This window comes from Streptomyces sp. 135 (assembly GCF_020026305.1).
Classification (GTDB): domain Bacteria; phylum Actinomycetota; class Actinomycetes; order Streptomycetales; family Streptomycetaceae; genus Streptomyces.
The window spans coordinates 6,069,038-6,093,396 of record NZ_CP075691.1 but is presented as its reverse complement, the minus strand read 5'-3'; the positions used below and the strand labels follow the sequence as shown (position 1 = coordinate 6,093,396).

Annotated in this window: 22 protein-coding genes, 5 tRNA genes and 1 pseudogene; 11 read left to right on the top strand and 17 right to left on the bottom strand. The window is 70.2% G+C overall.

Features of this window, described 5'->3' with window-relative positions:
• The first annotated feature begins 3 nt into the window (after nt 1-3).
• Both KKZ08_RS27645 and KKZ08_RS27640 read left to right on the top strand, forming a co-directional pair.
• Complete coding sequence (locus tag KKZ08_RS27645; RefSeq protein WP_016642988.1) at nt 4-237, top strand: Lrp/AsnC ligand binding domain-containing protein; 234 nt, start codon at nt 4-6, stop codon at nt 235-237.
• Nucleotides 238-257: 20 nt separating this feature from the next.
• Entirely contained in the window at nt 258-755 is a 498-nt protein-coding gene (locus tag KKZ08_RS27640; protein WP_223777003.1) for a DUF3515 domain-containing protein, read from the top strand.
• Nucleotides 756-774: 19 nt separating this feature from the next.
• Here the strand turns inward: KKZ08_RS27640 and KKZ08_RS27635 are convergent, their stop codons facing one another.
• The 3 genes from KKZ08_RS27635 to KKZ08_RS27625 are packed head-to-tail and all read right to left on the bottom strand — an operon-like array spanning nt 775 to nt 3,831.
• On the bottom strand, nt 775-1,980 hold the full coding sequence (locus tag KKZ08_RS27635; protein ID WP_223777002.1) for a D-alanine--D-alanine ligase family protein: 1,206 nt from the start codon (nt 1,978-1,980) through the stop codon (nt 775-777).
• 34 nt (nt 1,981-2,014) lie between these two features.
• The gene (locus tag KKZ08_RS27630; protein WP_223777001.1) at nt 2,015-3,052 is read right to left on the bottom strand and encodes an NAD(P)H-dependent glycerol-3-phosphate dehydrogenase; all 1,038 of its coding nucleotides are present in this window, start codon (nt 3,050-3,052) and stop codon (nt 2,015-2,017) included.
• Nucleotides 3,049-3,831 carry a lysophospholipid acyltransferase family protein gene (locus KKZ08_RS27625; RefSeq protein ID WP_223777000.1) on the bottom strand — a complete coding sequence of 261 codons (783 nt, stop codon included), beginning with the start codon at nt 3,829-3,831 and terminating at the stop codon, nt 3,049-3,051. The genes KKZ08_RS27630 and KKZ08_RS27625 overlap by 4 nt, the downstream gene beginning before the upstream one ends.
• A gap of 142 nt (nt 3,832-3,973) precedes the next feature.
• On the opposite strand from KKZ08_RS27625, the gene cofC reads away from it, so the two are divergent.
• Both cofC and KKZ08_RS27615 read left to right on the top strand, forming a co-directional pair.
• Nucleotides 3,974-4,609, top strand: a complete 636-nt coding sequence (cofC, locus tag KKZ08_RS27620; protein ID WP_223776999.1) for a 2-phospho-L-lactate guanylyltransferase — start codon at nt 3,974-3,976, stop codon at nt 4,607-4,609.
• Nucleotides 4,610-4,646: 37 nt separating this feature from the next.
• The gene (locus KKZ08_RS27615) at nt 4,647-4,850 is read left to right on the top strand and encodes a hypothetical protein (RefSeq protein ID WP_223776998.1); all 204 of its coding nucleotides are present in this window, start codon (nt 4,647-4,649) and stop codon (nt 4,848-4,850) included.
• Between the two features lie 98 nt (nt 4,851-4,948).
• On the opposite strand, the gene KKZ08_RS27610 is transcribed toward KKZ08_RS27615, so the two are convergent.
• From KKZ08_RS27610 to leuC, 4 genes are all read right to left on the bottom strand, one after another.
• Nucleotides 4,949-5,644 (bottom strand): HU family DNA-binding protein, encoded by a 696-nt coding sequence (locus KKZ08_RS27610; protein ID WP_223776997.1) that lies wholly within the window; start codon nt 5,642-5,644, stop codon nt 4,949-4,951.
• A gap of 162 nt (nt 5,645-5,806) precedes the next feature.
• On the bottom strand, nt 5,807-6,043 hold the full coding sequence (locus tag KKZ08_RS27605) for a hypothetical protein (RefSeq protein WP_223776996.1): 237 nt from the start codon (nt 6,041-6,043) through the stop codon (nt 5,807-5,809).
• A gap of 248 nt (nt 6,044-6,291) precedes the next feature.
• Nucleotides 6,292-6,885, bottom strand: a complete 594-nt coding sequence (leuD, locus tag KKZ08_RS27600) for a 3-isopropylmalate dehydratase small subunit (protein WP_223776995.1) — start codon at nt 6,883-6,885, stop codon at nt 6,292-6,294.
• 5 nt (nt 6,886-6,890) lie between these two features.
• Complete coding sequence (leuC, locus tag KKZ08_RS27595) at nt 6,891-8,315, bottom strand: 3-isopropylmalate dehydratase large subunit (RefSeq protein WP_223776994.1); 1,425 nt, start codon at nt 8,313-8,315, stop codon at nt 6,891-6,893.
• Between the two features lie 181 nt (nt 8,316-8,496).
• Between leuC and ndgR the strand changes: the two genes are divergently transcribed.
• A complete protein-coding gene (ndgR, locus tag KKZ08_RS27590; RefSeq protein WP_010984119.1) occupies nt 8,497-9,213 on the top strand; it encodes an IclR family transcriptional regulator NdgR in 717 nt (238 codons plus the stop codon).
• Nucleotides 9,214-9,295: 82 nt separating this feature from the next.
• Here the strand turns inward: ndgR and KKZ08_RS27585 are convergent, their stop codons facing one another.
• On the bottom strand, nt 9,296-9,781 hold the full coding sequence (locus KKZ08_RS27585) for a DUF4188 domain-containing protein (RefSeq protein WP_223776993.1): 486 nt from the start codon (nt 9,779-9,781) through the stop codon (nt 9,296-9,298).
• 105 nt (nt 9,782-9,886) lie between these two features.
• On the opposite strand from KKZ08_RS27585, the gene KKZ08_RS27580 reads away from it, so the two are divergent.
• Complete coding sequence (locus tag KKZ08_RS27580) at nt 9,887-10,561, top strand: MerR family transcriptional regulator (RefSeq protein ID WP_223776992.1); 675 nt, start codon at nt 9,887-9,889, stop codon at nt 10,559-10,561.
• 41 nt (nt 10,562-10,602) lie between these two features.
• Here KKZ08_RS27580 and KKZ08_RS27575 read toward each other — a convergent pair.
• From KKZ08_RS27575 to KKZ08_RS27535, 9 genes are all read right to left on the bottom strand, one after another.
• Nucleotides 10,603-10,675: transfer RNA gene (locus KKZ08_RS27575), tRNA-Glu, on the bottom strand.
• A gap of 19 nt (nt 10,676-10,694) precedes the next feature.
• Nucleotides 10,695-10,766 (bottom strand) — tRNA-Gln (locus KKZ08_RS27570).
• A gap of 24 nt (nt 10,767-10,790) precedes the next feature.
• Nucleotides 10,791-10,863, bottom strand: a tRNA-Glu gene (locus KKZ08_RS27565).
• 62 nt (nt 10,864-10,925) lie between these two features.
• Nucleotides 10,926-10,998: transfer RNA gene (locus KKZ08_RS27560), tRNA-Glu, on the bottom strand.
• Between the two features lie 40 nt (nt 10,999-11,038).
• Nucleotides 11,039-11,110 (bottom strand) — tRNA-Gln (locus tag KKZ08_RS27555).
• A gap of 87 nt (nt 11,111-11,197) precedes the next feature.
• Nucleotides 11,198-11,926: an HAD family hydrolase gene (locus KKZ08_RS27550; RefSeq protein ID WP_223776991.1), complete on the bottom strand. Its 729-nt coding sequence runs from the start codon at nt 11,924-11,926 to the stop codon at nt 11,198-11,200.
• A gap of 375 nt (nt 11,927-12,301) precedes the next feature.
• Nucleotides 12,302-13,777 carry a glutamate--tRNA ligase gene (gene gltX / locus KKZ08_RS27545; protein ID WP_223776990.1) on the bottom strand — a complete coding sequence of 492 codons (1,476 nt, stop codon included), beginning with the start codon at nt 13,775-13,777 and terminating at the stop codon, nt 12,302-12,304.
• Nucleotides 13,770-14,567, bottom strand: a complete 798-nt coding sequence (locus tag KKZ08_RS27540; protein ID WP_223776989.1) for a fumarylacetoacetate hydrolase family protein — start codon at nt 14,565-14,567, stop codon at nt 13,770-13,772. The genes gltX and KKZ08_RS27540 overlap by 8 nt, the downstream gene beginning before the upstream one ends.
• A 75-nt stretch (nt 14,568-14,642) precedes the next feature.
• Nucleotides 14,643-14,843: a hypothetical protein gene (locus tag KKZ08_RS27535; RefSeq protein ID WP_223776988.1), complete on the bottom strand. Its 201-nt coding sequence runs from the start codon at nt 14,841-14,843 to the stop codon at nt 14,643-14,645.
• Between the two features lie 586 nt (nt 14,844-15,429).
• Here KKZ08_RS27535 and KKZ08_RS27530 point away from each other — a divergent pair.
• The 5 genes and pseudogenes from KKZ08_RS27530 (at nt 15,430) to KKZ08_RS27510 (ending at nt 24,230) form a co-directional block, all read left to right on the top strand.
• Nucleotides 15,430-19,216: pseudogene (locus tag KKZ08_RS27530) on the top strand (nitrate- and nitrite sensing domain-containing protein).
• Nucleotides 19,217-19,225: 9 nt separating this feature from the next.
• Nucleotides 19,226-19,639 carry a roadblock/LC7 domain-containing protein gene (locus KKZ08_RS27525; protein ID WP_030787430.1) on the top strand — a complete coding sequence of 138 codons (414 nt, stop codon included), beginning with the start codon at nt 19,226-19,228 and terminating at the stop codon, nt 19,637-19,639.
• Between the two features lie 145 nt (nt 19,640-19,784).
• Nucleotides 19,785-20,186 (top strand): DUF742 domain-containing protein, encoded by a 402-nt coding sequence (locus tag KKZ08_RS27520; protein ID WP_030787427.1) that lies wholly within the window; start codon nt 19,785-19,787, stop codon nt 20,184-20,186.
• A complete protein-coding gene (locus KKZ08_RS27515; protein WP_125515316.1) occupies nt 20,167-20,766 on the top strand; it encodes an ATP/GTP-binding protein in 600 nt (199 codons plus the stop codon). The genes KKZ08_RS27520 and KKZ08_RS27515 overlap by 20 nt, the downstream gene beginning before the upstream one ends.
• A 341-nt stretch (nt 20,767-21,107) precedes the next feature.
• Complete coding sequence (locus tag KKZ08_RS27510; RefSeq protein ID WP_276573908.1) at nt 21,108-24,230, top strand: nitrate- and nitrite sensing domain-containing protein; 3,123 nt, start codon at nt 21,108-21,110, stop codon at nt 24,228-24,230.
• Nucleotides 24,231-24,359: the final 129 nt, after the last annotated feature.

Here is a 24,359-nt window from a genome sequence, read left to right as displayed (position 1 = left end):
TCCGTGGTACAGGCGTACATCCTGATCCAAACAGAGGTCGGCAAGGCCTCGACCGTCGCCGAGCTGATCGGCAAGATCCCCGGCGTGATCCAGGCCGAGGACGTGACCGGTCCCTACGATGTCATCGTGCGCGCCCAGGCGGACACGGTGGACGAGCTCGGCCGCATGGTGGTCGCCAAGGTCCAGCAAGTGGACGGCATCACCCGAACCCTGACCTGCCCGGTCGTGCACTTGTAGCCCCCGTCTACCCTGGCCCGGTGAACATCCCTCGTCTCCGGCGCCGCTGCCTCATCGGTACGTCCGCGCTCGCCCTGTCGATCACGACAGCGGCCTGCTCAGCTACGGACGACCAGGCGTCGGTGGTGGTTCCGTCCCCGGAGGCGAAGGCCGCGGGGCTCTGCCGGGACCTGCACGCGCAGCTCCCTCGGAAGGTCGACGGGCTGGAGCGCAGCGACCCCGGGCCGAAGTCCGAGTTGACCGCCGGATGGGGAGACCCGGCGATCATACTGCGCTGCGGTGTGGAGCGGCCCCCCGAGATGATCGATCCCGAGTACGCGGGGAAGAACGGCGTGCGGGTGAACGGCGTCGCCTGGCTGCTCCAGAAGCGCGACGACGGGTCGTACGTCTTCACCACGGGGGCGCGTCTCGCCTACGTCGAGGTGACGCTGCCCGAGGAGCGGACGGGGGACGGCCTCAGCCCGCTCACGGACTTCGCCGCCCCCATCAAGAAGACCATCCCCAAGGGGATCGCCTGACACCCTCGGACCCCGGCGGCTAGCGCAGGTCCGTCGAGCGGTTCAGCGCCGCCTGAATGAGGCGGTCGACCAGCTCCGCGTAGCTGACGCCGCTCTTCTCCCACATCTGCGGGTACATCGAGATGGGCGTGAAGCCGGGCATCGTGTTGATCTCGTTGATCACGAACCGGCCGTCCTCGGTGAGGAAGAAGTCCGCGCGCACCAGGCCCTCGCAGGACGCCGCCTCGAAGGCCTCGACCGCGAGCCGCTGGATCTCCTCGGTCTGCTCGGGCGTCAGCGGCGCGGGCACGATGCCGGGCGTCGAGTCGATGTACTTCGCCTCGAAGTCGTAGTAGTCGTGGCTCTGCACCGGCGGGATCTCGGCCGGGACGCTGGCCCGCGGGCCGTCCTCGAACTCCAGGACGCCGCACTCGATCTCGCGGCCGCGCAGGAGCGCCTCGACGAGGATCTTGGGGTCGTGGCGCTGGGCCTCGGCGATCGCCTCGTCGAGGCCTTCGAAGGAGTCGACCTTCGTGATGCCGATCGAGGAGCCCGCGCGCGCGGGCTTGATGAACAGCGGCCAGCCGTGCTCGCCCGCGAACTCCGCGATGCGCTGCCGGGCGCCCGCCTCGTCCTGGCGCCACTCGCGCGGGCGGATCACCAGGTAGGGGCCGACCTCCAGCCCGAAGGACGTGAAGATGCGCTTCATGTAGTCCTTGTCCTGGCCGACGGCCGAGGCGAGGACCCCGGAGCCGACGTAGGGCACTCCGGAGAGTTCGAGCAGCCCCTGGATGGTGCCGTCCTCTCCGTAGGGGCCGTGCAGCATCGGGAAGACGACGTCGACGTCGCCGAGCACCTTGGGCACGGAGCCGGGCTCGCTGTAGACGACCTCGCGGTTGCCCGGGTCGACCGGCAGGAGCACGCCGCCGTCCACGGAGTCGGCGATCTCGGCGACGTTCGGCATCTTGCGGTCGGTGATGGCCATCCGCTCCGGCTCGTCCGCCGTCAGCGCCCAACGGCCGTCGGTGGTGATGCCGATGGGCAGGACGTCGTACCTGGTGCGGTCGATGGCGCTCAGGATCGCGCCGGCCGTGACGACGGAGATGCCGTGCTCCGAGCTGCGGCCGCCGAACACGACGGCCACGCGCGGCTTGCGGAGCTGCTGCCCGGAGCTCGACTCGGGGCTCGACTCGGAGCTCGCCGCAGGGCTCGCTTCAGGGCTCAGGGGGAGGTTCTCGCTGCTCATATCGCGTTGAGCGTACCTGCTGACCGAAAAACAGTCAGCGACGCTCGGGCTTGGCGCTGCGCGACATCAGTTCCTTGAGGGCCACCACCGGAGGCGTGCCGTCGTGGACGATGCCGACGACGGTCTCCGTGATGGGCATGTCGACGCCGTGCCGGCGGGCCAGATCCAGCACGGACTCACAGGACTTGACGCCCTCGGCGGTCTGCTTGGTGACCGCGATCGTCTCCTCCAGGGTCATGCCCTTGCCGAGGTTGGTGCCGAAGGTGTGGTTGCGCGAGAGCGGCGATGAGCAGGTCGCCACCAGGTCGCCGAGGCCCGCGAGTCCGGAGAACGTCAGCGGGTCGGCGCCCATGGCGAGCCCGAGGCGGGTGGTCTCCGCGAGGCCGCGCGTGATGAGCGAGCCCTTGGCGTTGTCGCCGAGGCCCATGCCGTCCGCGATGCCGACGGCGAGGCCGATGACGTTCTTGACGGCGCCGCCGAGTTCGCAGCCGACGACGTCGGTGTTGGTGTACGGGCGGAAGTACGGCGTGTGGCAGGCCCTCTGGAGGCGCTGGGCGACCGCTTCGTCCTCGCAGGCGACCACGGCGGCTGCGGGCTGCCGCGCGGCGATCTCCCGCGCGAGGTTGGGCCCGGTGACGACGGCGACGCGCTCGGAGGGGACCTTCGTGACGTCGCCGATGACCTCGCTCATGCGCATGGCCGAGCCCAGTTCGACGCCCTTCATGAGGGAGACGAGGACGGTCTCGGGGGCCAGCAGCGGCGCCCACGCGGCGAGGTTGCCGCGCAGCGTCTGGGAGGGCACGGCGAGGACCGTGAAGTCGGCGTCCGCGGCGGCCTCGGCCGGGTCGGTGGTCGCCCGGAGGTTCTCGGGAAGTGCGACACCGGGGAGGTAGTCCGGGTTGGTCCGCGTGGAGTTGACCGCGTCGGCGAGTTCGGCGCGACGGCCCCACAGGGTGACGTCGCACCCCGCGTCGGCGAGCACCATGCCGAAGGCCGTACCCCAGGAGCCCGTTCCGAAGACGGCGGCCTTGACCGGGCGCACCGGGTCCGCGGGGTGCACGGGGTTCGTCACTTGCTGTCCTCCGAGGTGCTGTGGGTGGTGCCGTGCCGCGCCTGGCGGCCCGCTGCCTTGCGTCGTTGCGCCAGCCGTGCCCTGCGCGGGTCGTACGGCCGGTCGGGGGCCTTCTCGCCCCGGATCTCCTCCAGGAGCCCGGTGATCGCGGCCATGATGGCCTCGGTCGCCTCGCGGAGCACCTCGGGCGTCGGCTCCTTGTCGTAGAAGCGCGACAGGTCGACGGGGGGTCCGGCCTTCACCTGAAGGGTCTTGCGCGGGAAGAGGTGGGGCTTCTTGCTGTACGGCGGCAGGGCGAGGTTGGCGCCCCACTGGGCGACGGGGATGACCGGGCACCTGGTCTCCAGGGCGACCCGCGCGGCGCCGGACTTGGCGGTCATCGGCCACATGTCGGGGTCCCGGGTGAGCGTGCCCTCGGGGTAGAACGCGACGCACTCGCCGCGCTCGATGGCGGCGACCGCGGCACGGAAGGCGTCGAGCGCGTTCGTCGTCTCGCGGTAGACCGGGATCTGGCCCGTGCCCTTCATGACCCTGCCGACGAAGCCGTCCTTGAAAAGGCCGTCCTTTGCCAGGAAACGGGGCAGTCGGCCGGTGTTGTACTGGAAGTGTGCGTACGACAACGGGTCGATATGCGAGTTGTGATTCACCGCCGTGATGAATCCTCCGTCGGCCGGAATGTGTTCCATTCCACGCCAGTCCCGCTTGAACAGAACCACCAGCGGCGGTTTTGCGATGACCGCCGCCAGGCGGTACCAGAAGCCGATTCTGCGGCGGGACACGCGGACACCTTCCTCCATGAACCTGGTCGGCCGCACAAGTGTCGCCCCAGGCTGCCGGTCTGTCGAGAACACCGTACGCCCGCCCGGGTAGCAAGGCCCCCCAGCAGGTCACAATGGGCGCGACGACAAGGACGGAGCGCCCGTGCAGTGGACCCTGGTCATACCCCTGAAGCCGCTGGAGCGCGCCAAGAGCAGGCTCGCCCCGACCGCCGGCGACGGCCTGCGGCCGGGCCTGGCCCTGGCGTTCGCGCAGGACACGGTGGCCGCGGCGGTCGCGTGCCCGGCGGTGCGGGATGTGGCGGTCGTCACGGACGACGCCCTGGCGCGTCGTGAGCTCGCGGCGCTGGGCGCGAGGGTCGTGCCGGACGAGCCGGGAGCGGGCCTGAACGCCGCCCTGCGGCACGGCGCGGCGGTCGTCCGCGCCGGCCGGTCCGAGGCATACGTCGCCGCCCTGAACGCCGATCTGCCCGCGCTGCGCCCGCTGGAATTGGCCCGGGTCCTCGACGGCGCCGCCCTATTTCCCCGGGCATTTCTGGCGGACGCCGCCGGAATCGGGACGACATTGCTGACCGCAGCGGCCGGTACGGAATTGAGCCCCGCATTCGGCATGGATTCCCGTGCCCGTCACGCGGTGTCCGGTGCGGTGGAACTCGCACTGGACGGCGTCGATTCCGTACGCCAGGACGTGGACACCGGTCAGGACCTGCGGGCCGCCCTCGCGCTCGGCGTCGGCGCGCGCACCGCGAAGGCCGCCGCCCGGCTGCTCATCGCCGACTGAGCCAGAGCCGGCTGAGCCGACTGAGTACGCTGCTGTCATGCAGGCGACCGCGTACACGTACGACTCCGAGACCCGCAGCGGCAGCGTGCTGCTCGACGACGGCACCCCGGTGCCCTTCGACGCCCCCGCGTTCGACGCGGGCGGGCTGCGACTGCTGCGGCCGGGGCAGCGGGTGCGCGTCGAGGTCGAGGGCGAGGGTGAGGCGCGCCGCATCACCTTGGTGACGCTCCAGACGTTCTGAGGCACCCCGGGGGCCGCCTGCCCCCACGACGGCGGGCACACGACGCGGGCCGGGCTCCCCTGGGGGAGCCCGGCCCGGCGCGTGAGTGCCCTGTGCCCTTACTTCTTGCGGGCGGTGGCCTTCTTGGCGGTCGTCTTGCGCGTCGTGGCCTTCTTGGCGGGCGCGGTCTTCTTCGCGGTGGCCTTCTTGGCGGCCGGCGCGGTCTTCTTCGCCGTGGTCTTCTTCGCGGCGGGGGTGGCCTTCTTGGCGGTGGTCTTCTTGGCCGCCGCCTTCTTGGTCGTCGGCGTCGCCGTCGCCTTCTTGGCGGTGGTGGCCTTCTTCGCCGTCGCCTTCTTCGCCGCCGTCGCCGTGGTCTTCTTCGCCGGCGTGGCCTTCTTGGCGGGCGCGGTCTTCTTCGCCGTGGCCTTCTTGGCGGTGGTGGCCTTCTTCGCGGCGGCCTTCTTGACCGTCGCCGAAGCGCCGCCGGTCAGGCTGCCCTTGGGCGCCTTCTTGACCGCGACGTCGTTCTTCGGGAGCTTCTTCGAGCCGCTGACCAGGTCCTTGAAGCCCTGTCCCGCACGGAAGCGCGGAACCGAGGTCTTCTTGACGCGCACGCGCTCCCCGGTCTGCGGGTTGCGGGCGTAACGGGCCGGGCGGTCGACCTTCTCGAACGAGCCGAAGCCGGTGACCGAAACACGGTCTCCGCTGACCACGGCACGGACGATGGCGTCCAGGACCGCGTCGACGGCGTCGGCGGCCTGCTGGCGGCCCCCCACCTTGTCGGCAATCGCTTCTACGAGCTGCGCCTTGTTCACGTCTTCCCCTTCGGAGACATTGCCGGGAGCGAAATACTCCGGCTTTTTCGCACGTTAGGCAGATATATACCGCAAATCAAACACGAAACGGGCTAATCACCCTTGTGCCGCAACGGACTGGCCCATCTCGGAGTTCCTCGAAGGCCCGTTGAGGCTTGAGGCTCAGGTGTCTTCGGGGAATCGGCCCTCGTCAGCTTCGTCGAGGGAAGCCATCAATCGCTCCAGACGCCTTGCCGCATCGGCGAGATCGTGTTTGGCCGCGGCCGTAATGACCAACAGCTTCCGGGTCAGCGCCATCCGTACGCCCTCCGGGACTTGCAGTGCGCGCACTCGTGAGTGCGCTTCCTTCAGTTGGTCCGCGACGAGCCGGTAGAGCTCGAGTTGGCTGTCGCGTCCCATGCACCGATTGTGCCATCTGGGGCGAGTTGTCGCCTCCGCAGGGGGTAACTACCGCCGTTCGCCGCCCTCATGAGGGTACCCGGTCCAGCCGAGTACAAGGGGATTTCCGGCCTCTTCTTCCGTCCGGGTCAAGGGAGTTGAGGCCACCCGTTCAGGTCATCGGGCACGTCCGGGGAGCAGACGCAGATGTACCCCCAACCGTCCACGATTGGGGGTACATCAGGGCATTACGGGGGTGTTGCGAGATGTCAGACCTGCACGGTCCGCGGCTTGTACGAGGGGCGCTTGGACTCGTACGCGGCGATGTCGGGCTCGTTCCGCAGCGTGATGCTGATGTCGTCCAGGCCGTTCAGGAGCCGCCAGCGGGCGTTCTCGTCGAGTTCGAAGTCGGCGGTGATGCCCTGGGCGCGGACCTGGCGGTCCTGGAGGTCGACGGTGATCTCGGCCTGCGGGTCGTTCTCGGTCAGCTCCCACAGCGCGTCCACGACCTGCTGGTCGAGTACGACGGTGAGCAGGCCGTTCTTCAGCGAGTTGCCGCGGAAGATGTCGGCGAAGCGGGAGGAGACGACCGCCTTGAAGCCGTAGTTCTGCAGGGCCCACACGGCGTGCTCGCGGGAGGATCCGGTGCCGAAGTCGGGGCCGGCGACCAGGACGGTGGCGCCGCGCCGCTCGGGCCGGTTGAGCACGAACTCCGGGTCCTTGCGCCAGGCCTCGAAGAGCCCGTCCTCGAAGCCGTCCCTGGTGACCTTCTTCAGCCAGTGGGCGGGGATGATCTGGTCGGTGTCGACGTTGCTGCGGCGCAGCGGAACGGCCCGGCCGGTGTGCGTGGTGAATGCTTCCATGGTTCTCAGACTCCGGCGGTCACGGGGGCGTCGGACAGGTCGGCGGGCGAGGCCAGGTGGCCGGTGACCGCGGTCGCGGCGGCGACCTGCGGGGAGACCAGGTGGGTGCGGCCGCCCTTGCCCTGCCTGCCCTCGAAGTTGCGGTTGGACGTGGACGCCGAGCGCTCGCCGGGGGCCAGTTGGTCGGGGTTCATGCCGAGGCACATGGAACAGCCCGCGTGCCGCCATTCGGCGCCGGCGGCGACGAAGACCTTGTCGAGGCCCTCCGCCACGGCCTGGAGGGAGACCCGGACCGAGCCGGGGACGACCAGCATCCGTACGCCGTCGGCGACTTTGCGCCCCTCGACGACGGAGGCGGCCGCCCGCAGGTCCTCGATACGGCCGTTGGTGCACGAACCTACGAAGACGGTGTCGACCTTGATGTCGCGCAGCGGCTGCCCGGCGGTCAACCCCATGTATTCCAGGGCCTTTTCGGCGGCGTGGCGCTCCGAGGCGTCTTCGTACGAAGCCGGGTCGGGGACGCGGGCCGACAGCGGCGCGCCCTGGCCCGGGTTGGTGCCCCAGGTGACGAACGGCGCGAGCGAGGTGGCGTCGATGTGGACCTCGGCGTCGAAGACCGCGTCCTCGTCCGTCTTCAGGGTCTTCCAGTACGCCACCGCGGCGTCCCAGTCCTCGCCCTGCGGGGCGTGGACGCGGTCCTGGAGGTAGTCGAAGGTGGTCTCGTCCGGGGCGATCATGCCCGCGCGGGCGCCCGCCTCGATGGACATGTTGCAGATGGTCATCCGGGCCTCCATCGAGAGCTTCTCGATGGCCGGGCCGCGGTACTCCAGGACGTAGCCCTGGCCGCCACCGGTGCCGATCTTCGCGATGACGGCGAGGATCAGGTCCTTGGCGGTGACGTCGTCGGGCAGTTCGCCGTCGACGGTGATGGCCATGGTCTTGGGGCGGGCCATCGGCAGCGTCTGGGTGGCCAGCACGTGCTCGACCTGCGAGGTGCCGATGCCGAACGCCAGCGCGCCGAAGGCGCCGTGCGTCGAGGTGTGGGAGTCGCCGCAGACGACGGTGGTGCCCGGCTGCGTCAGTCCCAGCTGCGGTCCCACCACGTGGACGACACCCTGCTCGACGTCGCCCAGCGGGTGCAGGCGCACACCGAAGTCGGCGCAGTTCTTGCGCAGCGTCTCCAGCTGGGCCCGCGAGACCGGGTCGGCGATGGGCTTGTCGATGTCGAGGGTCGGGGTGTTGTGATCCTCGGTCGCGAGGGTGAGGTCGAGCCGCCGCACCTGACGGCCGGCCTGACGGAGGCCGTCGAAGGCCTGGGGGCTGGTCACCTCGTGCAGCAGGTGCAGATCGATGTAGAGGAGGTCGGGCTCGCCCTCGGCGCGCCGGACGACGTGGTCGTCCCAGACCTTCTCCGCGAGTGTCCTACCCATCGCTTTCCCTCCGACCGGCCGCTTCGCCGGCCCAACTAGAGAATCTGTTCGCCGACGCGCGTACCCCTCGTGCCGCGCGTCGGCCGCGAAATCCGTTGGTCCGCGGATCGCTCGTACAGAGTGGCGCGTTCCACGGAAATATGAACTTGCGTTTCACAGAGTGAGACGCGAGTATCGACGCATGGACAACTCTAGCGGCGTCGGCGTTCTCGACAAGGCGGCTCTTGTCTTGAGCGCCCTGGAGTCCGGTCCGGCCACCCTCGCGGGGTTGGTCGCGGCCACCGGACTCGCACGACCCACGGCCCACCGACTGGCCGTGGCACTGGAACACCACCGGATGGTGGCGCGGGACATGCAGGGCCGTTTCATTCTCGGCCCGCGCCTCGCGGAACTCGCGGCGGCGGCCGGTGAGGACCGCCTGCTCGCCACGGCGGGCCCGGTCCTCACGCACCTGCGCGACGTCACGGGCGAGAGCGCGCAGCTCTACCGCCGCCAGGGCGACATGCGCATCTGCGTGGCCGCGGCGGAGCGCCTCTCGGGCCTGCGGGACACCGTCCCGGTCGGCTCGACGCTGACCATGAAGGCGGGCTCGTCGGCCCAGATCCTGATGGCCTGGGAGGAGCCGGAGCGCCTGCACCGCGGACTCCAGGGCGCCCGTTTCACGGCGACGGCCCTTTCGGGTGTACGCCGCCGGGGCTGGGCCCAGTCGATCGGCGAGCGGGAGCCGGGCGTCGCGTCGGTCTCCGCGCCGGTGCGCGGCCCCTCCAACCGCGTGGTCGCCGCCGTCTCGGTCTCCGGACCCATCGAGCGCCTGACCCGCCACCCGGGCCGCATGCACGCGCAGGCGGTCATCGACGCCGCCGGACGCCTCTCCGAGGCCCTGCGCCGCACCGGCTGACATACGTGACGCGGGAGGGGCCGCCTCAACGCCGCGGCGGCCCCTCCTGACGGACGTACGACGGACGTACGACGGACGCCCCTCAAGCCGCCTTGAGGCGATCGGCCGCCCGCTCGCCTCGACGGCCCACGGGAACCACACCGGTGGCCTTCCCCAGGCCGAACGCCGGCATGTTGACGTACACCGCCTCATGGGCGCCGGCCGGCACGAGGTACGTCTCGTGCCAGAAGCCGACCTTCCCCCTGCCTTCCCGCAGCCGCTGGTTGAAGGCCGCCCAGGCGGGGCGGTGCGCCTTGTCCTGCGCCACCGAGTAGGCGAGCAGCTTCTCGCGCGACTCCCAGTACTGGACGACGTACATCAGGCGCGGCCCGCCGAGCAGCAGCCGGTACCCCAGCATCCCGCTCCCCCGGTCCTTCGACAGCTCCTTGAGCATGCGCGGCATCGCCTGGAAGACGGGCCACCAGCTGCGTACGGCAGCGAAATTGTTGATGCGCATCCCGATGTGGAAGACGACCACGTCGCCCGTCGCCTCGGCGGTCATGCGCCCTTCGATCGGCTTGTCGCTCATGACGGTTCCCCCTTCGTAGAGCCCTGATCGAACGTTGGATAGCTCTGCTATCCATGATTGGATAGTGCCACTCTCCAAAGAGGTACGCAAGAGGAGGCGCGAGCGATGAGACTGGCGGAGCTGAGCCGGCGCAGCGGGGTCCCCACGGCCACGATCAAGTACTACTTGCGCGAGGGGCTGCTGCCGCCGGGCCGGCGCGTGACGGCGACCCAGGCCGAGTACGACGACGCCCACCTCCGGCGGCTGCGGCTCGTCCGGGCGCTGATCCAGGTGGGCCGGGTGCCGATCGCCTCTGCGCGCGAGGTCCTGACCGCCCTGGAGGACGAGTCCCTGGACCACAACTCCCGACTGGGCACGGCCGTTTGGGCCCTGCCGCACGGTCCGGAGCCGACGGAGGACGAGGCCCTCCAGGAGCGGGCGGGCCGCACGGTGGACGCGTTGCTCGGCCGCCTCGGGTGGGGGTCCGCCCAGGAGTACGCGGCCGAGTCACCGGCGTACCGGATGCTGGTGACCGCCGTGGCCGCCCTGGCCAGGCTCGGATATCCGTGCACCGTCGAGGACTTGGCGCCCTACGCCCACGCGGGTCATCAACTGGCCGTGAGCGACCTGGACTTGATCGAGCGGTACGAGTCCGCCGACGAGCAGTTGGAGGCGGCCGTCGCGCTCACGGTGCTGTACGAACCGGTGCTGCTCGCGCTGCGCCGGATCGCGCAGGCCGAGGAGTCCCACCGCCGCTACGGGCAGCAGAGCCCTGGCAAGTGCGCGAAGTGCGGGGAATGACGAAGGGGCCCTCCCACTGGGAAGGCCCCTTGCCGTTTCTGTACCCCCGACCGGATTCGAACCGGCGCTACCGCCTTGAGAGGGCGGCGTGCTAGGCCGCTACACAACGGGGGCTAGCTGCTGCTGTACTGCGCTGGGCTACCAGGACTCGAACCTAGAACAAAGGAACCAGAAACCTTCGTGTTGCCAATTACACCATAGCCCACTGGTGGTCTAGACCAGACCACAGTACCCCCGACCGGATTCGAACCGGCGCTACCGCCTTGAGAGGGCGGCGTGCTAGGCCGCTACACAACGGGGGCCCTAGCGATCCTGCATCAGGAACAGTGGGTGCGACCCGAGCTGTTCCCGTGGGAAGGATCTGTACCCCCGACCGGATTCGAACCGGCGCTACTGCCTTGAGAGGGCAGCGTGCTAGGCCGCTACACAACGGGGGCTTTGCGGATGAGATCCGCGGTTGCAGATGAGCTCTGCGAGCTGGCCTACCAGGACTCGAACCTAGACTAACGGAACCAGAAACCGTCGTGCTGCCAATTACACCATAGGCCATCAAAGCGCAACCCCGAGTGGGGGTTTTGTTTGATTTACGCTTCCCGGCCGGACCTTTCGGCCCTCTCGGGCGGCGCAGAAAGAACATTACCCGAAGGTGGACTGCGCTCCAAAACGGGTATCGGCGCGCAGCAGCGCGGGCAGCTCGCTCAGGCGCGAGATGCGGTGCACGCCCGAGGGGGCCTCGACCACCGAGCCGTTGCGGTCGAGCCAGATCCCGACGAGCCCCGCGTCCCGGGCGCCCCGGGCGTCGATCTCCGGCTGGTCACCCACGTAGGCGACCTCGGCGGGGGCCAGTCGCAGCGCCGTACAGACCGCGTGGAAGGCCTCGGCGGCGGGCTTGGAGACGCCCAGGTCGGCGGCGCACAGGACGGCCTCGAAGCGGTCGCGCACGCCGAGGACGCGCAGTTTGCGGTCCTGGACCAGCAGGGCGGAGTTGGAGAGCACGGCGTGGCGGTAGCCGTCGGCGAGGGCGTCCAGGGTGGGGAGGGTGTCGGGGAAGAGGGACCAGGCCGATTCGTAGTGACCGACGTAACGGCCGAACCAGGCGTCCGCGTCGGCGTCGGTCAGCTCCGGGGCGTCCAGGAAGTCACGGACGCGGTCGCGGCGCTGCGCCTCGAAGGTGATCCCTCCCGCGCCGAAGCGGGCCCAGTGGAACTCGGTGAGCGTCCGCCAGCGCTCCAGGGCGCGCTCGGCGGAGTCGTACCGCTCAAGGAGCCCCTCGGCGGTGAGGTGCGCGTGCATGCCGGTGGTGTCGGCGCGCGCGTAGTCGAAGATCGTGTCATCGATGTCCCAGACCACGGCTCTGATGGGCATGACTCGACGGTAATCGCAGCCGCCGCGCCCGGCTGGGGGTTCGGGGGTTACCCCCCGAAGAACACAGTATCGATGCCCCAGACCACAGCCCTGACCGGCATGACTCGACGGTAATCGCAGCCGCCGCGCCCGGCTGGGGGGTTCGGGGGTTACCCCCCGAAGAACACAGTATCGATGCCCCAGACCACAGCCCTGACCGGCATGACTCGACGGTAATCGCAGCCGCCGCGCCCGGCTGGGGGTTCGGGGGTTACCCCCCGAAGAACACAGTATCGATGCCCCAGACCACGGCTCTGACGGGCATGGCTCGACGGTATGCGAAGGGCCCGGGAGCCGTCTCGGCTTCCGGGCCCTTCAGCCGCGTACGGCGGGGGATCAGGCGGTGAGCTTCGCCAGGGCCGCGTCGATGCGGGTCAGGGACTTCTCCTTGCCCAGGATCTCCAGGGACTCGAAGAGGGGCAGGCCGATGGTGCGGCCGGTGACGGCGACGCGGACCGGGGCCTGGGCCTTGCCGAGCTTGAGGCCGTGCTCCTCGCCGGCCGCGAGGACGGCCTCCTTGAGGGACTCGGGGGAGGTCCAGTCGGCCGCCTCCAGCTTGGCGCGGACCGTGCGCAGCAGGGCGTCGGAGCCCTCCTTCATGGCCTTGGTCCAGCTGGCCTCGTCGAAGACCGGCTCCGGCAGGAACAGGAAGTCGACGTTGTCGGTGATCTCCGAGAGGACCTTCACGCGGGTCTGCGCGTGCGGCGCGATGGCCTGCCAGGCGGCCTCGTCGAAGTCCTCGGGCGCCCAGTTGGCGTGCGGGGCCCTCAGCCAGGGCTCGCAGGCCTCGGCGAAGGCCTTCACGTCCAGCATGCGGATGTGGTCGGCGTTGATCGCCTCGGCCTTCTTCAGGTCGAAGCGGGCGGGGTTCGGGTTGACGTCCGCCACGTCGAACTTCGCCACCATGTCGGACATCGAGAAGACATCCTGGTCCGCGGAGAACGACCAGCCGAGGAGCGACAGGTAGTTCAGCAGGCCCTCGGGGAGGAAGCCGCGCTCGCGGTAGATGTTCAGGGACGCCTGCGGGTCGCGCTTGGAGAGCTTCTTGTTGCCCTCGCCCATGACGTACGGGAGGTGGCCGAACTCGGGGATCGTCTTGGCGATGCCGAGTTCGATGAGCGCCTTGTAGAGGGCGATCTGGCGCGGGGTGGAGGAGAGCAGGTCCTCGCCGCGCAGGACGTGGGTGATCTCCATCAGGGCGTCGTCGACCGGGTTGACCAGCGTGTACAGCGGGGCGCCGTTGGCACGCACGATGCCGTAGTCGGTGACGTTCTCCGGCTGGACCGTGATCTCGCCGCGGACCAGGTCGGTGAAGGTGGTCGCCTCGTCGGGCATCTTGAAGCGGACGATGTGCTTGCGGCCCTCGGCCTCGTACGCCTCGATCTGCTCGGCGGTCAGCGCGCGGCACAGGCCGTCGTAGCCCGACGGCTTGCCGGCGGCGCGGGCGGCCTCACGGCGGGCGTCCAGCTCCTCGGTGGTGCAGTAGCAGGGGTAGGCGTAGCCGCCGTCCAGGAGCTTGGCCGCGACGTCCTTGTAGATGTCCATGCGCTGCGACTGGCGGTACGGCGCGTGCGGGCCGCCGATCTCTGGGCCCTCGTCCCAGTCGAAGCCCAGCCAGCGCATCGAGTCGAGGAGCTGCTGGTACGACTCCTCGGAGTCGCGCGCCGCGTCGGTGTCCTCGATGCGGAAGACCAGGGTGCCCTCGTTGTGCCGGGCGTAGGCCCAGTTGAACAGGGCGGTGCGGACCAGGCCCACGTGGGGGTTGCCGGTCGGGGAGGGACAGAAACGTACGCGGACGTTCGCGTTAGCCACGCTTGATCACCTTGTTGGTGAGAGTGCCGATGCCTTCGATGGTGACGGCGACCTCGTCGCCGACGTTGAGGGGCCCGACGCCGGCCGGGGTGCCCGTGAGGATGACGTCGCCGGGGAGCAGCGTCATGGCCTCGGAGATGTTGACGATCAGGTCCTCGATGGAGTGGACCATCTCGCTGGTGCGGCCGAGCTGGCGCTGCTGGCCGTTGACCGTGCACTGGACGGTGAGGTCGTTCGCGGCCGCCAGGTCCAGGCCCGTCTCCACCCAGGGGCCGAGCGGGCAGGCACTGTCGAAGCCCTTGGCGCGGGCCCACTGCTTCTCGCGGCGCTGCACGTCGCGTGCGGTGACGTCGTTCGCGCAGGTGTAGCCGAAGATCACGTCCTTGACCCGCTCGCGCGGGACCTCGCGGCACATGCGGCCGATGACCACGGCCAGCTCGGCCTCGTGGTGCAGCTCCTCGGAGAACGAGGGGTACGTGATGGCGTCCCCGGAGCCGACGAGCGAGGTGGACGGCTTGAGGAAGGCGAACGGGACGTCCGGCGTCTCGTTGCCGAGCTCCGCCGCGTGCTCCGCGTAGTTGCGGCCGAAGGCCACGATCTTGTTCGGGAGCACCGGCGGCAGCAGGCGGACCTTGCTCAGCGGCACCTTGGTGCCGGACAGCTCGAAGTCGGCGTACGGGATGCCCTTGATGATGTCGAGGACGAGCCCGCCCTCCTTGCCGGGGGCGCTCTCCCCCTCGACCGCGCCGTAACCGACATTGCCGTCGATGGAGAACCTGGCGATGCGCACGTGAGCCTTAGCCTCTTGAGGTGGGTGGGGTCTGACACTCCAGGCTAACGTCGATCGCCGCCGAGTGGCTCGACCTCAGGCGCCGGACGGGGTGAACGCCTCGGGGGTCTCCATGAGGATCGTGCGCCGGGGGTTGGCGGTCTGCGTGGGCAGGGTGACGGCGTGCTCCGGCTGTTCGGCCGCGCGCTGGACGTCGTCGGCGTCCTTGAGATGCGCGAGGGTGGTGCGGCGCGGGTTGGCTATGTTGCGGAACATCGTCGACTGCACAGTCTTCATCTGCTGTTCGGACCTTGTCGGTTGGGGCGTCATCTACTGGACGCGGCTTTGTCGGATTCGCCATCCCTGTAAAGCGTCAGGCTAAACATCCAATTCCCGGCCAAAGTCAGGAAGAGGCCATGATCTTCATGTGAGTTTGCTCACGAGCGAGCGGGCAAAAAGGTCAAATCGCACCCCCCGCACCGCACTTGGAAACGGACATTGCGCCACTGAAGGCACCATTCCGCTCCTGATCATGAAGACTGGGACACCCCCCGGGCACCCCCTCCCCTTAGCGGCTTTGCGGTGATCAGTCCGTTTTCTCCTGGATCACTTTCTACGGCTCGTGACCCTCCACTCACGCCGCGTCACCTGGTTCGCGGCGCGACACACGGGCCTTGTTGGAGATCCTGCACTGTGCTGGAATTCCCGGGACCGCCGCGGGATCGAACCGGCGCGCAGGGGCGCAACGCAGCGCCGAGTGGCGGCGGGAAGGGGGAGCAGCGCCGGTCACTCACGACCACCCATGGGGCGCTTGACGCCCCACGACGCCGACACCGTCCCGCCGTTACGCGGCAGGACGCCTGGTCCAGAGGTTGCGACGCTAGTGCAGGGACGTTTCAAGAGGGATGGCAAGGGGTCTCCCCAGGCCGGTCGCGGCCGAGGGGATGCCGCGGCGGAGCCGGAGCGCGGCGGAACCGACCGCGGCTCCTCGCCCCAGCACGCCCAGAACCCCGGCCCGGGTGCGCTCGGCGACGGCTCCGGCGCCGCGCGCCAGAGCGTGCCGGGCGGCGGCCCGACGGCCGCCCCGGCCAAGGGCAAGGGCAAGGGTGCGTCCGGCGCCAAGCCGCCCACCGGCCCCGGCTCGCGAATAGCTCTGCGCAACTGGCGCATCTCCACCCGACTGGTCTCGCTGCTCGCCCTCCCCGTGATCACCGCGACCTCGCTCGGCGCGCTCCGCATCAACTCGTCCCTGGACGAGATCCAGCAGCTCGACAACATGAAGCTGCTGACCGACATGACCAAGCAGGCCACCGCGCTGGCCGCGGCGCTCCAGGAGGAGCGCGACAAGTCGGCCGGTCCCCTCGCGCACGGCGCGAAGGCCACGGACTACACGGTCAAGGGCGCGCGCGACAAGACCGACCGCGTCTACCGCAGCTTCCTGCGGGGCACCCAGGACCTGAACGACACGGACGGCGAGAAGGGTCTTCTCGGCGTCCGGCACAGCGCGGTCCAGATCACCCAGCAGCTCCAGGGGATCAACAAGGTCCGCAAGGACGCCTACAGCGACGACGCCTCCACCTCGCAGACCGTCGAGGCCTACAGCCAGCTCGTCGAGCAGCTGCTCGCCCTGTCGCAGGACATGGCGCAGGCGACCAGCAACCCGGACATGATCCAGCGCACGCGCGCCCTGGCCGCCTTCTCCTCGGCCAAGGAGTACGCGTCCGTGCAGCGGGCGATCATCGCCGCCGCCCTGCCCGCGAACGACAGCGAGTACGGCAAGATCTCCGAGACCGACCGCACCTTCGGTCTCAGCGCCAACGAGAAGGAGCGCTCGCAGCTCCAGACGTTCAGCAAGATCTACGCGGGCAACCCCGACGAGCTGACCAAGCCGATCGACGGCGGCAACGCCCAGATCAAGGCCGCCAACGAGTACGCCAAGCGCGTCCTCGAGCAGGAGGGCGGCATCAAGCTCCAGGACAAGCGGTCGTACAAGGACTGGGTCGACAACGACACCACCAAGATCGACGCGATGTCGAAGATCGAGCTGACGCTGCTCGGCGAGATGGAGCAGAAGGCCCGCGAGCTGCGCAACGAGTCGGAGCAGGCGGCCATCCTCAACGGTGCGCTGATCCTGCTCGTGCTCGGGGTCTCGCTCGTCGGCGCCTTCGTCGTGGCCCGGTCCATGATCCGCTCGCTGCGCCGGCTCCAGGACACCGCGACCAAGGTCGCCCAGGACCGTCTGCCCGAGCTGGTCAAGCAGCTCTCGGAGTCCGACCCGCAGGACGTCGACACCTCCGTCGAGTCCGTCGGTGTGCACTCCCGGGACGAGATCGGCCAGGTGGCCGCGGCCTTCGACGACGTGCACCGCGAGGCCGTCCGCCTCGCCGCCGAGCAGGCCCTCCTGCGGGGCAACGTCAACGCGATGTTCACCAACCTCTCGCGCCGCTCCCAGGGCCTCATCCAGCGCCAGCTCTCGCTCATCTCCGAGCTGGAGTCCCGCGAGGCCGACCCGGACCAGCTCTCCTCGCTCTTCAAGCTCGACCACCTCGCGACCCGCATGCGCCGTAACGGTGAGAACCTCCTCGTCCTCGCCGGTGAGGAGCCGGGCCGCCGCTGGACGCGGCCCGTGCCGCTGGTCGACGTGCTGCGTGCCGCCGCCTCCGAGGTGGAGCAGTACGAGCGCATCGAACTCTCCGCCGTGCCCGCCACCGAGGTCGCGGGCCGCGTGGTCAACGACCTCGTGCACCTCCTCGCCGAGCTGCTGGAGAACGCCACCTCGTTCTCCTCGCCGCAGACCAAGGTGAAGGTCACCGGTCACGCGCTGCCCGACGGCCGCGTGCTCATCGAGATCCACGACACCGGCATCGGCCTCTCCCCCGAGGACCTCGCCGCGATCAACGAGCGGCTCGCCTCGCCGCCCACCGTGGACGTCTCCGTCTCCCGTCGCATGGGTCTGTTCGTGGTCGGCCGCCTCTCGCAGCGCCACGGCATCCGCATCCAGCTGCGCCCCTCCGACTCCGGTGGTACGACCGCGCTGGTCATGCTGCCCGTCGATGTCGCCCAGGGCGGCAAGAAGGTGCCCGGCAAGCCCGGTGCTCCCGGTGTGACCGGCGGTCCCGCCGCGGCTCAGGCCGCCGCGGGTGCCGCGGCGCGCGCCGCGGGGCAGACGGGCAACGGCGGCCCTGCCTCGGCAGTGGTCCCGGCCGCGGCGGTCCCTGCGCTCGGCGGCGGCCCGCCGCCGCGGTCCGGGCGGTGCGGGTCGGCAGGGTGCCGGTGCGCCGCGCCAGCAGGTCGCCGGTTCGGGCCCGCGGGCCGCGCTGCCCGCCCGCGACGGCGGACAGCAGCGTCCGCAGGGCGCAGGCGCTCCGCAGGGCCGTCGACCGCAGACTCAGCAACCACCGCAGGCACAGCAGTCGCAGGCGCCCCAGGGTGGTCGCGGCGGCGGTGCGCAGCAGCCTCCGGTCCCCCAGCAGCGTACGAACGCCATGAACCCGCCGGCCGACGCCGGTGACCAGGGGCGTCGGCCTCAGCTGCCGCCCCGTGGGGGGCCGCGTGCCGAGCTGCCCGGGGGCAACCCGCAGCCGCGCGTGCCCAGTTGGAGCGACGAGAACGCGCAGCCGCAGGTCTCGCACGAGCCCTTCGACGCCCCGCGCGGTCACGAGGAGCACGAGTCCACCGGTCAGTTCGCGCAGCCCACGGCGGCTCCCGACGACCGGCAGGGCCCCGGCTCCACCGCGGAGTTCCCCCGCCCGGACTTCAACGCGCCGCCGCCCGGCACGCCCGCGCCGCAGGACCAGGGCACGGGCCAGTTCGTCCGCTCGGACGTCTTCGGCGGCCAGGGCGACGCGCAGCAAAACCCCCAGCAGGGCCGGCCCGGCCGGCGGCAGAACCAGCCGGGTCAGCAGCAGGACCAGGCGGGCGGCCCGGCGCAGCAGGGCGGCCGGGAGATGCCCGACTACACCGTCCCGCGCCCGCCGGCCCCGCGCCGCGGCCAGGGCGACGCCCACCAGGGCCTGCCCCAGCAGCCGCAGGCCACCGGGCAGCACCCGCAGGTCTCCGGACAGCAGCAGCCGCACGCCACCGGGCAGCACGCGCTGCCCGCGCAGCCCGCCTCCGCGCGGCCCGAGGACCTGCTGCCCGCCGCCGGTCCCGGTGACGGTCGTACACCGCTGTACGACACGCTGGAGACCAACTGGTTCCAGCAGCAGCAGAACCAGCGGGCGCAGGCCGAGCAGCAGAGCCGTCAGCAGGAGCAGCAGCAGGCGCCCCAGGGCGGCGACCAGCAGCAACCGCTGCCGTCGCGTCCCCAGCGCCCGGGCACGGCCGCTCCGGCGAACACGAACGCGAACGCGAACAGCAATGGCGGCGCCGGCACCACCTGGCGTTCCTCGCCCAACGACGAGCTGGGCCGCCAGGCCGAGCGCGTCCGCCAGCCCACCGCGGGCGGCATCACCACCTCTGGACTGCCGCGCCGCGTCCCGCGGGCCAACCTGGTCGCGGGCACGGCCCAGCAGCAGCAGGAAAGCAGCACGGGTCCGCAGGTCTCGCGTGCGCCCGATGACGTCCGCGGCCGGCTGACGAATCTCCGTCGGGGCATTCAGCAGGGTCGCCAGGCCGGTACCGGCCAGACCGGCAGTTTCCCTCGCCCCACTCACCAGCAGGAGCGTTAGTTGAGTCCGATGAGCCAGGCGGCACAGAATCTGAACTGGTTGATCACCAACTTCGTGGACAACACCCCCGGGGTGTCCCACACGGTCGTGGTCTCCGCCGACGGCCTCCTTCTGGCCATGTCCGAAGGCTTCCCGCGCGATCGGGCCGACCAGCTCGCCGCGGTGGCCTCCGGGCTCACCTCCCTCACGGCCGGGGCCTCCCGGATCTTCGAGGGCGGCACCGTCACGCAGACCGTGGTGGAGATGGAGCGGGGGTTCCTCTTCATCATGTCGGTCTCGGACGGTTCGTCCCTGGCCGTGCTCGCGCACCCCGAGTGCGACATCGGCCTCGTCGGATACGAGATGGCCCTGCTCGTCGACCGGGCGGGCGCCGTACTCACCCCGGACCTCCGCGCCGAGTTGCAGGGCAGCCTGCTCCACTAGCCCCAAGCCGGCTCCGAAAGAGCTTTCGCCCCTTCGGCCGCCCCACCGACCGAACGTACTGACCAACCGTCCGGCCGCCACACTGCCCCCACCGGCTCTGTCAGACGGCACACGCAGATGACCTGCTGTCCCGCCCGGAGGATCCATGACCCCGCCCACCGCCTCTCACAACCCGTACGGCGATCCCTCGTACGGAATGGAGGGCGACCAGCCGCTGGTGCGTCCGTATGCGATGACCGGCGGCCGGACCCGGCCCCGCTATCAGCTCGCGATAGAGGCGCTGGTGAGCACGACGGCCGATCCGGCCCAGCTGATGGGGCTGCTCCCCGAGCACCAGCGGATCTGCCACCTGTGCCGTGAGGTCAAGTCGGTGGCCGAGGTCTCCGCCCTCCTGTCGATGCCGCTCGGGGTGGCGCGGATCCTCGTGGCGGACCTGGCCGAGGCCGGGCTCGTCGCCATCCACCAGCCCGGCGGCGACGAGTCCGCCGGCGGCCAGCCTGACGTGACACTGCTCGAAAGGGTGCTCAGTGGACTTCGCAAGCTCTAACGGCTCGGGTGGCTCAGGCTCCGGCTCGGGCCGTTCCACCACCTCCGCCAAGATCGTGGTGGCGGGCGGCTTCGGCGTGGGCAAGACCACGTTCGTAGGGGCCGTCTCGGAGATCAACCCGCTGCGCACCGAGGCCGTCATGACGTCCGCGTCCGCGGGCATCGACGACCTGACCCACACCGGGGACAAGACCACCACGACGGTGGCGATGGACTTCGGCCGCATCACCCTGGACCAGGACCTGATCCTGTACCTCTTCGGTACGCCCGGACAGGACCGCTTCTGGTTCATGTGGGACGACCTGGTCCGTGGCGCCATCGGCGCGGTCGTCCTGGTCGACACGAGGCGGCTCGCCGACTGCTTCCCCGCCGTCGACTACTTCGAGAACTCCGGACTTCCCTTCGTGATCGCCCTCAACGGCTTCGACGGCCACCAGCCGTACACGCCCGACGAGGTGCGCGAGGCGCTCCAGATCGGTCCGGGTACGCCGATCATCACCACCGACGCGCGACACCGTGCAGACGCAAAGAGTGGCCTGATCACACTGGTTGAACACGCACTTATGGCACGTCTCAAGTAGGCAGGTGTATACGGCAGTTGTCGTAGGCCACGCGGAGCGGTCTGTGTCTTTTGACACGACCGCCCCGCGTGTTCATAACGTTTCGACAGAGAATTGCCCCGGTGGCCGCCACGCGTCGCGGTCGCCCGGTGTCGCTGTGCGCACAAGAGCCCCGTCTTTTGGCGGGGCTCGCTCTTTATGACCGATTTATCTGAGGCTTACACCACTCCCGACTTCGTCTTCCCACTGTTTGGTAGAGCGATGCCTGACGTGCTGGAATGCGCTGAACTGCCCAGTAGCACGGGCCTTGGAGACGACAGCGGCACGAGAGTGAGTGCCGCCGCCGAGAGGTTGTTGGTCGAGTGAGGCGAAGCAAGACGAGCCCCGCGGCACCCCCCACCGGGGACGCGCGGGGCAACTTCACCCCGCCGCCGCGCACAGCGGCGTCCCCCGTTGACGTGAGCCCCACTCCCGGCAACGAGCCCCCGGCTTCCTCCGGCGGACGGATGTCCCCCCGCAACTGGCGCGTACCGACCAGGCTGAACGCGATCCTGCTCATACCCGTGCTCGTCGGTCTCGTCATGGGCGGCTTCCAGGTGAAGGGCTCCATCGACACCTGGAGCGAGGCCCAGGACGCCGAGAGCACGGCCCGCCTGGTGCGGGCCTCCCTCGACTACGGCAACCGCCTCATCGAGGAGCGCGACCTCTCCGCCGCACCGCTGCTGAACGGCAAGCGCAACGACCCCGTCGTCGTCAGGGCCCGCAAGGCCACCGACAAGGCGGCCGCCGCGTTCAAGGACGCCGTCGAGGAGATGCCGGACAAGGAAGGCCTCAACCGCCGTCTGGCCGCCTTCCGCAAGGTCGAGCCGCACCTGGCGCCGCTGCGCCAGGCCGCGTACACCACCAAGCTCAGCGGCGCGAAGACCGAAGAGGGCTACGTCGCCATCCAGCACCCCCTGATGGAGTTCGCCAACGAACTCGGTCTGGGCACCGGCAACATCACCAGCTACGGCCGCACCGTCTACGCGATCTCGCTCTCCAAGGCCGCGCTGTCGCTCCAGCGGTCCCTCGGCACGCACCTGCTCGTCAAGCCGGGCCCCGGCACCGGCTCGCTCGCGCTCCAGCGCACCTCGCTCTCCTCGTACGCCTACCTGGAGCGCATCGCCATCGAGGAGTACACCGGTGGCGGCACCCCCGAGGACGTCGCCAAGCTGGAGCAGGCGAAGAAGGAACTGAAGGCCGCCGCCGAGAAGCAGGCGAACCCGGCGCCCAGCCAGGAGAAGATGGTCGCCGCCCTCGCGACCCTGCCGAGCACGCAGCCGAGCGCCCGCGTCGAGCTGGCCGGCAAGGGCATCACGCGCCAGGCCTGGTGGGCGACGACCACCGCCAAGTTCGACGCCTACCGCACCATCGAGTCGGACCTCGCCGACAAGGCCGTGGACGAGGCCTCCGACATCGCCGCCACCGCGCAGCGCAACGCGTACATCACGGGCGCCATCGTGGTGCTCGCGCTGCTCGCCGCCTTCATCCTGGCCGGGATGATGGCCCGCCAGATGTCCCGCTCGATGCGTCAGCTGCGCACCGCCGCCTTCGACATCGCCGAGCAGCGCCTGCCGATGCTCGTCGACCAGCTCTCGCGCACCGACCCCGGCCGCGTCGACACCCGTGTGCAGCCCATCCCGATCACCTCCACGGACGAGATCGGCGAGGTCGCCCGCGCCTTCGACCAGGTGCACCGCGAGGCCGTGCGGCTCGCCGCCGAGCAGGCGCTGCTCCGCGGCAACATCAACGCGATCTTCACCAACCTCTCGCGCCGCAACCAGTCGCTGATCGAGGGCCAGCTGACCCTCATCACCGACCTGGAGAACAACGAAGCCGACCCGGACCAGCTGGAGAACCTCTTCCGCCTGGACCACCTGGCGACCCGTATGCGCCGCAACGGCGAGAACCTCCTGGTCCTCTCCGGCGAGGAGCCGGGCCGCCGCTGGGACCAGCCGGTCCCGCTGGTCGACGTGCTGCGCGCCGCCTCCTCCGAGGTGGAGCAGTACGAGCGCATCGAGCTGTCGGGCGTCCCGGAGGCCGAGATCCACGGCCTCGCGGTGACCGACCTCGTGCACCTGCTCGCCGAGCTCCTGGAGAACGCCACCACGTTCTCCTCCCCGCAGACCAAGGTCCGCGTCACCGCGACCCGGCTGCCCGACGGCCGCATCATGGTCGAGATCCACGACAAGGGCATCGGCCTCACCGCCGAGGACTTCGCGGACATCAACCACAAGCTGGCCAACCCGCCGACCGTGGACGCCGCGATCTCGCAGCGCATGGGCCTGTTCGTGGTCGGCCGCCTCGCCGACCGGCACGGCATCCGCGTCCAGCTGCGCCCCTCGGGCGAGCAGGCGGGCACGACCTCTCTGGTCATGCTGCCGGACGGGATCACGCACGGTGGCGGCGGCGAACACCACGCACAGGACCCCGAGTTCACCGTCTCGTCGATCATCCCGGAGCAGCAGGTCCTGGAGGCCGAGCCGCTGCACACCGCCGCGGAGCTGGGCTTCGACGACAGCCGCTACCACGGTGACGGCGCCGAGGGTCAGCACGGCCTCGACCCCGTCGGCCGTTCCCTGATGCGTGAGGAGCGCCGGGCCGCCCTGGAGGCACAGGCCCAGCAGCCGGGCGGCAGCCGCCCGCTCTTCCGCGACGAGGTGGAGCCGCAGCGGCCGCAGCACGAGCAGCCACAGCAGGGCGCGTACGAGCAGCAGCAGGCGCCGGCGTACGACGAGCAGCGGCAGGTCACCTACGACCAGGGCCAGAACGCGTACGGCAACGAGCAGTACGCCGGTGAGCAGTACGCCACCGATCAGTACACCCAGGACCCGTACGCCAACACGCAGTACGCCGAGGGCGGTTACGGCAACGAGCAGCAGCAGGCGCCCGCGTACGACGAGCAGTACTACCCCGACGCGGCGGCCGCGGCCCAAGGCGGCTACCAGGACCCCCAGATCTCCTATCCGGAGCGGTCCCGTCAGGACGACTGGCCCAGCGGTGACGGCTACCAGCCCGAGTACGGGCAGGAAGCGGAATCCGCTCAGGCGGCCCCCGCGGCCGACTCCGAGCGCGTAGGCTTCGAGCGGCCGGGACCGGCTCCGTCCGTCGTCCACGACATGACCGAAGCGGGTCTCCCCCGCCGCGGCTCCTCGTCCCCGAACGGGAACGGGAGCGCCCCCGACGCGGGTGCCGGTCAGGACGGCCAGGGCGGTCAGGGCGATGCCCAGGGCGGCCGGGACGGCTCCGACTGGCGTTCGTCCAACGACGAGCGCTGGCAGCGGGCCGAGCGCCTCAAGGAGCCGAAGGCGGGCGGGGTCACCCCGTCCGGGCTCCCGCGGCGGGTGCCCAAGGCCAATCTGGTCGAGGGCACCGCCGAACAGACCCCACAGGGCGGCCCCCAGGTCTCCCGCGACCCCGAGGGACGCTCGCGGGAGCCAGGCTGAGCAACCGTGACCCGACCGGCGGACGTCCGAGCGGCCGCGACGCACACTCATGGCAGTGACACCGAGATGGCCAGGGGCTCTCGAGCCCTGATGAGCGAGCGGCTACAGACCAGGAGCCGTCATAGTGGT

Coding starts and splice junctions, on each gene's coding strand:
- KKZ08_RS27635 (WP_223777002.1), bottom strand. CDS start 1,980: ATGAGCAGCGAGAACCTCCCCCTGAGCCCTGAAGCGAGCCCTGCGGCG.
- KKZ08_RS27615 (WP_223776998.1), top strand. CDS start 4,647: ATGCAGGCGACCGCGTACACGTACGACTCCGAGACCCGCAGCGGCAGC.
- KKZ08_RS27605 (WP_223776996.1), bottom strand. CDS start 6,043: ATGGGACGCGACAGCCAACTCGAGCTCTACCGGCTCGTCGCGGACCAA.
- leuD (WP_223776995.1), bottom strand. CDS start 6,885: ATGGAAGCATTCACCACGCACACCGGCCGGGCCGTTCCGCTGCGCCGC.
- leuC (WP_223776994.1), bottom strand. CDS start 8,315: ATGGGTAGGACACTCGCGGAGAAGGTCTGGGACGACCACGTCGTCCGG.
- ndgR (WP_010984119.1), top strand. CDS start 8,497: ATGGACAACTCTAGCGGCGTCGGCGTTCTCGACAAGGCGGCTCTTGTC.
- KKZ08_RS27585 (WP_223776993.1), bottom strand. CDS start 9,781: ATGAGCGACAAGCCGATCGAAGGGCGCATGACCGCCGAGGCGACGGGC.
- KKZ08_RS27580 (WP_223776992.1), top strand. CDS start 9,887: ATGAGACTGGCGGAGCTGAGCCGGCGCAGCGGGGTCCCCACGGCCACG.
- KKZ08_RS27550 (WP_223776991.1), bottom strand. CDS start 11,926: ATGCCCATCAGAGCCGTGGTCTGGGACATCGATGACACGATCTTCGAC.
- KKZ08_RS27535 (WP_223776988.1), bottom strand. CDS start 14,843: ATGAAGACTGTGCAGTCGACGATGTTCCGCAACATAGCCAACCCGCGC.
- KKZ08_RS27525 (WP_030787430.1), top strand. CDS start 19,226: ATGAGCCAGGCGGCACAGAATCTGAACTGGTTGATCACCAACTTCGTG.
- KKZ08_RS27520 (WP_030787427.1), top strand. CDS start 19,785: ATGACCCCGCCCACCGCCTCTCACAACCCGTACGGCGATCCCTCGTAC.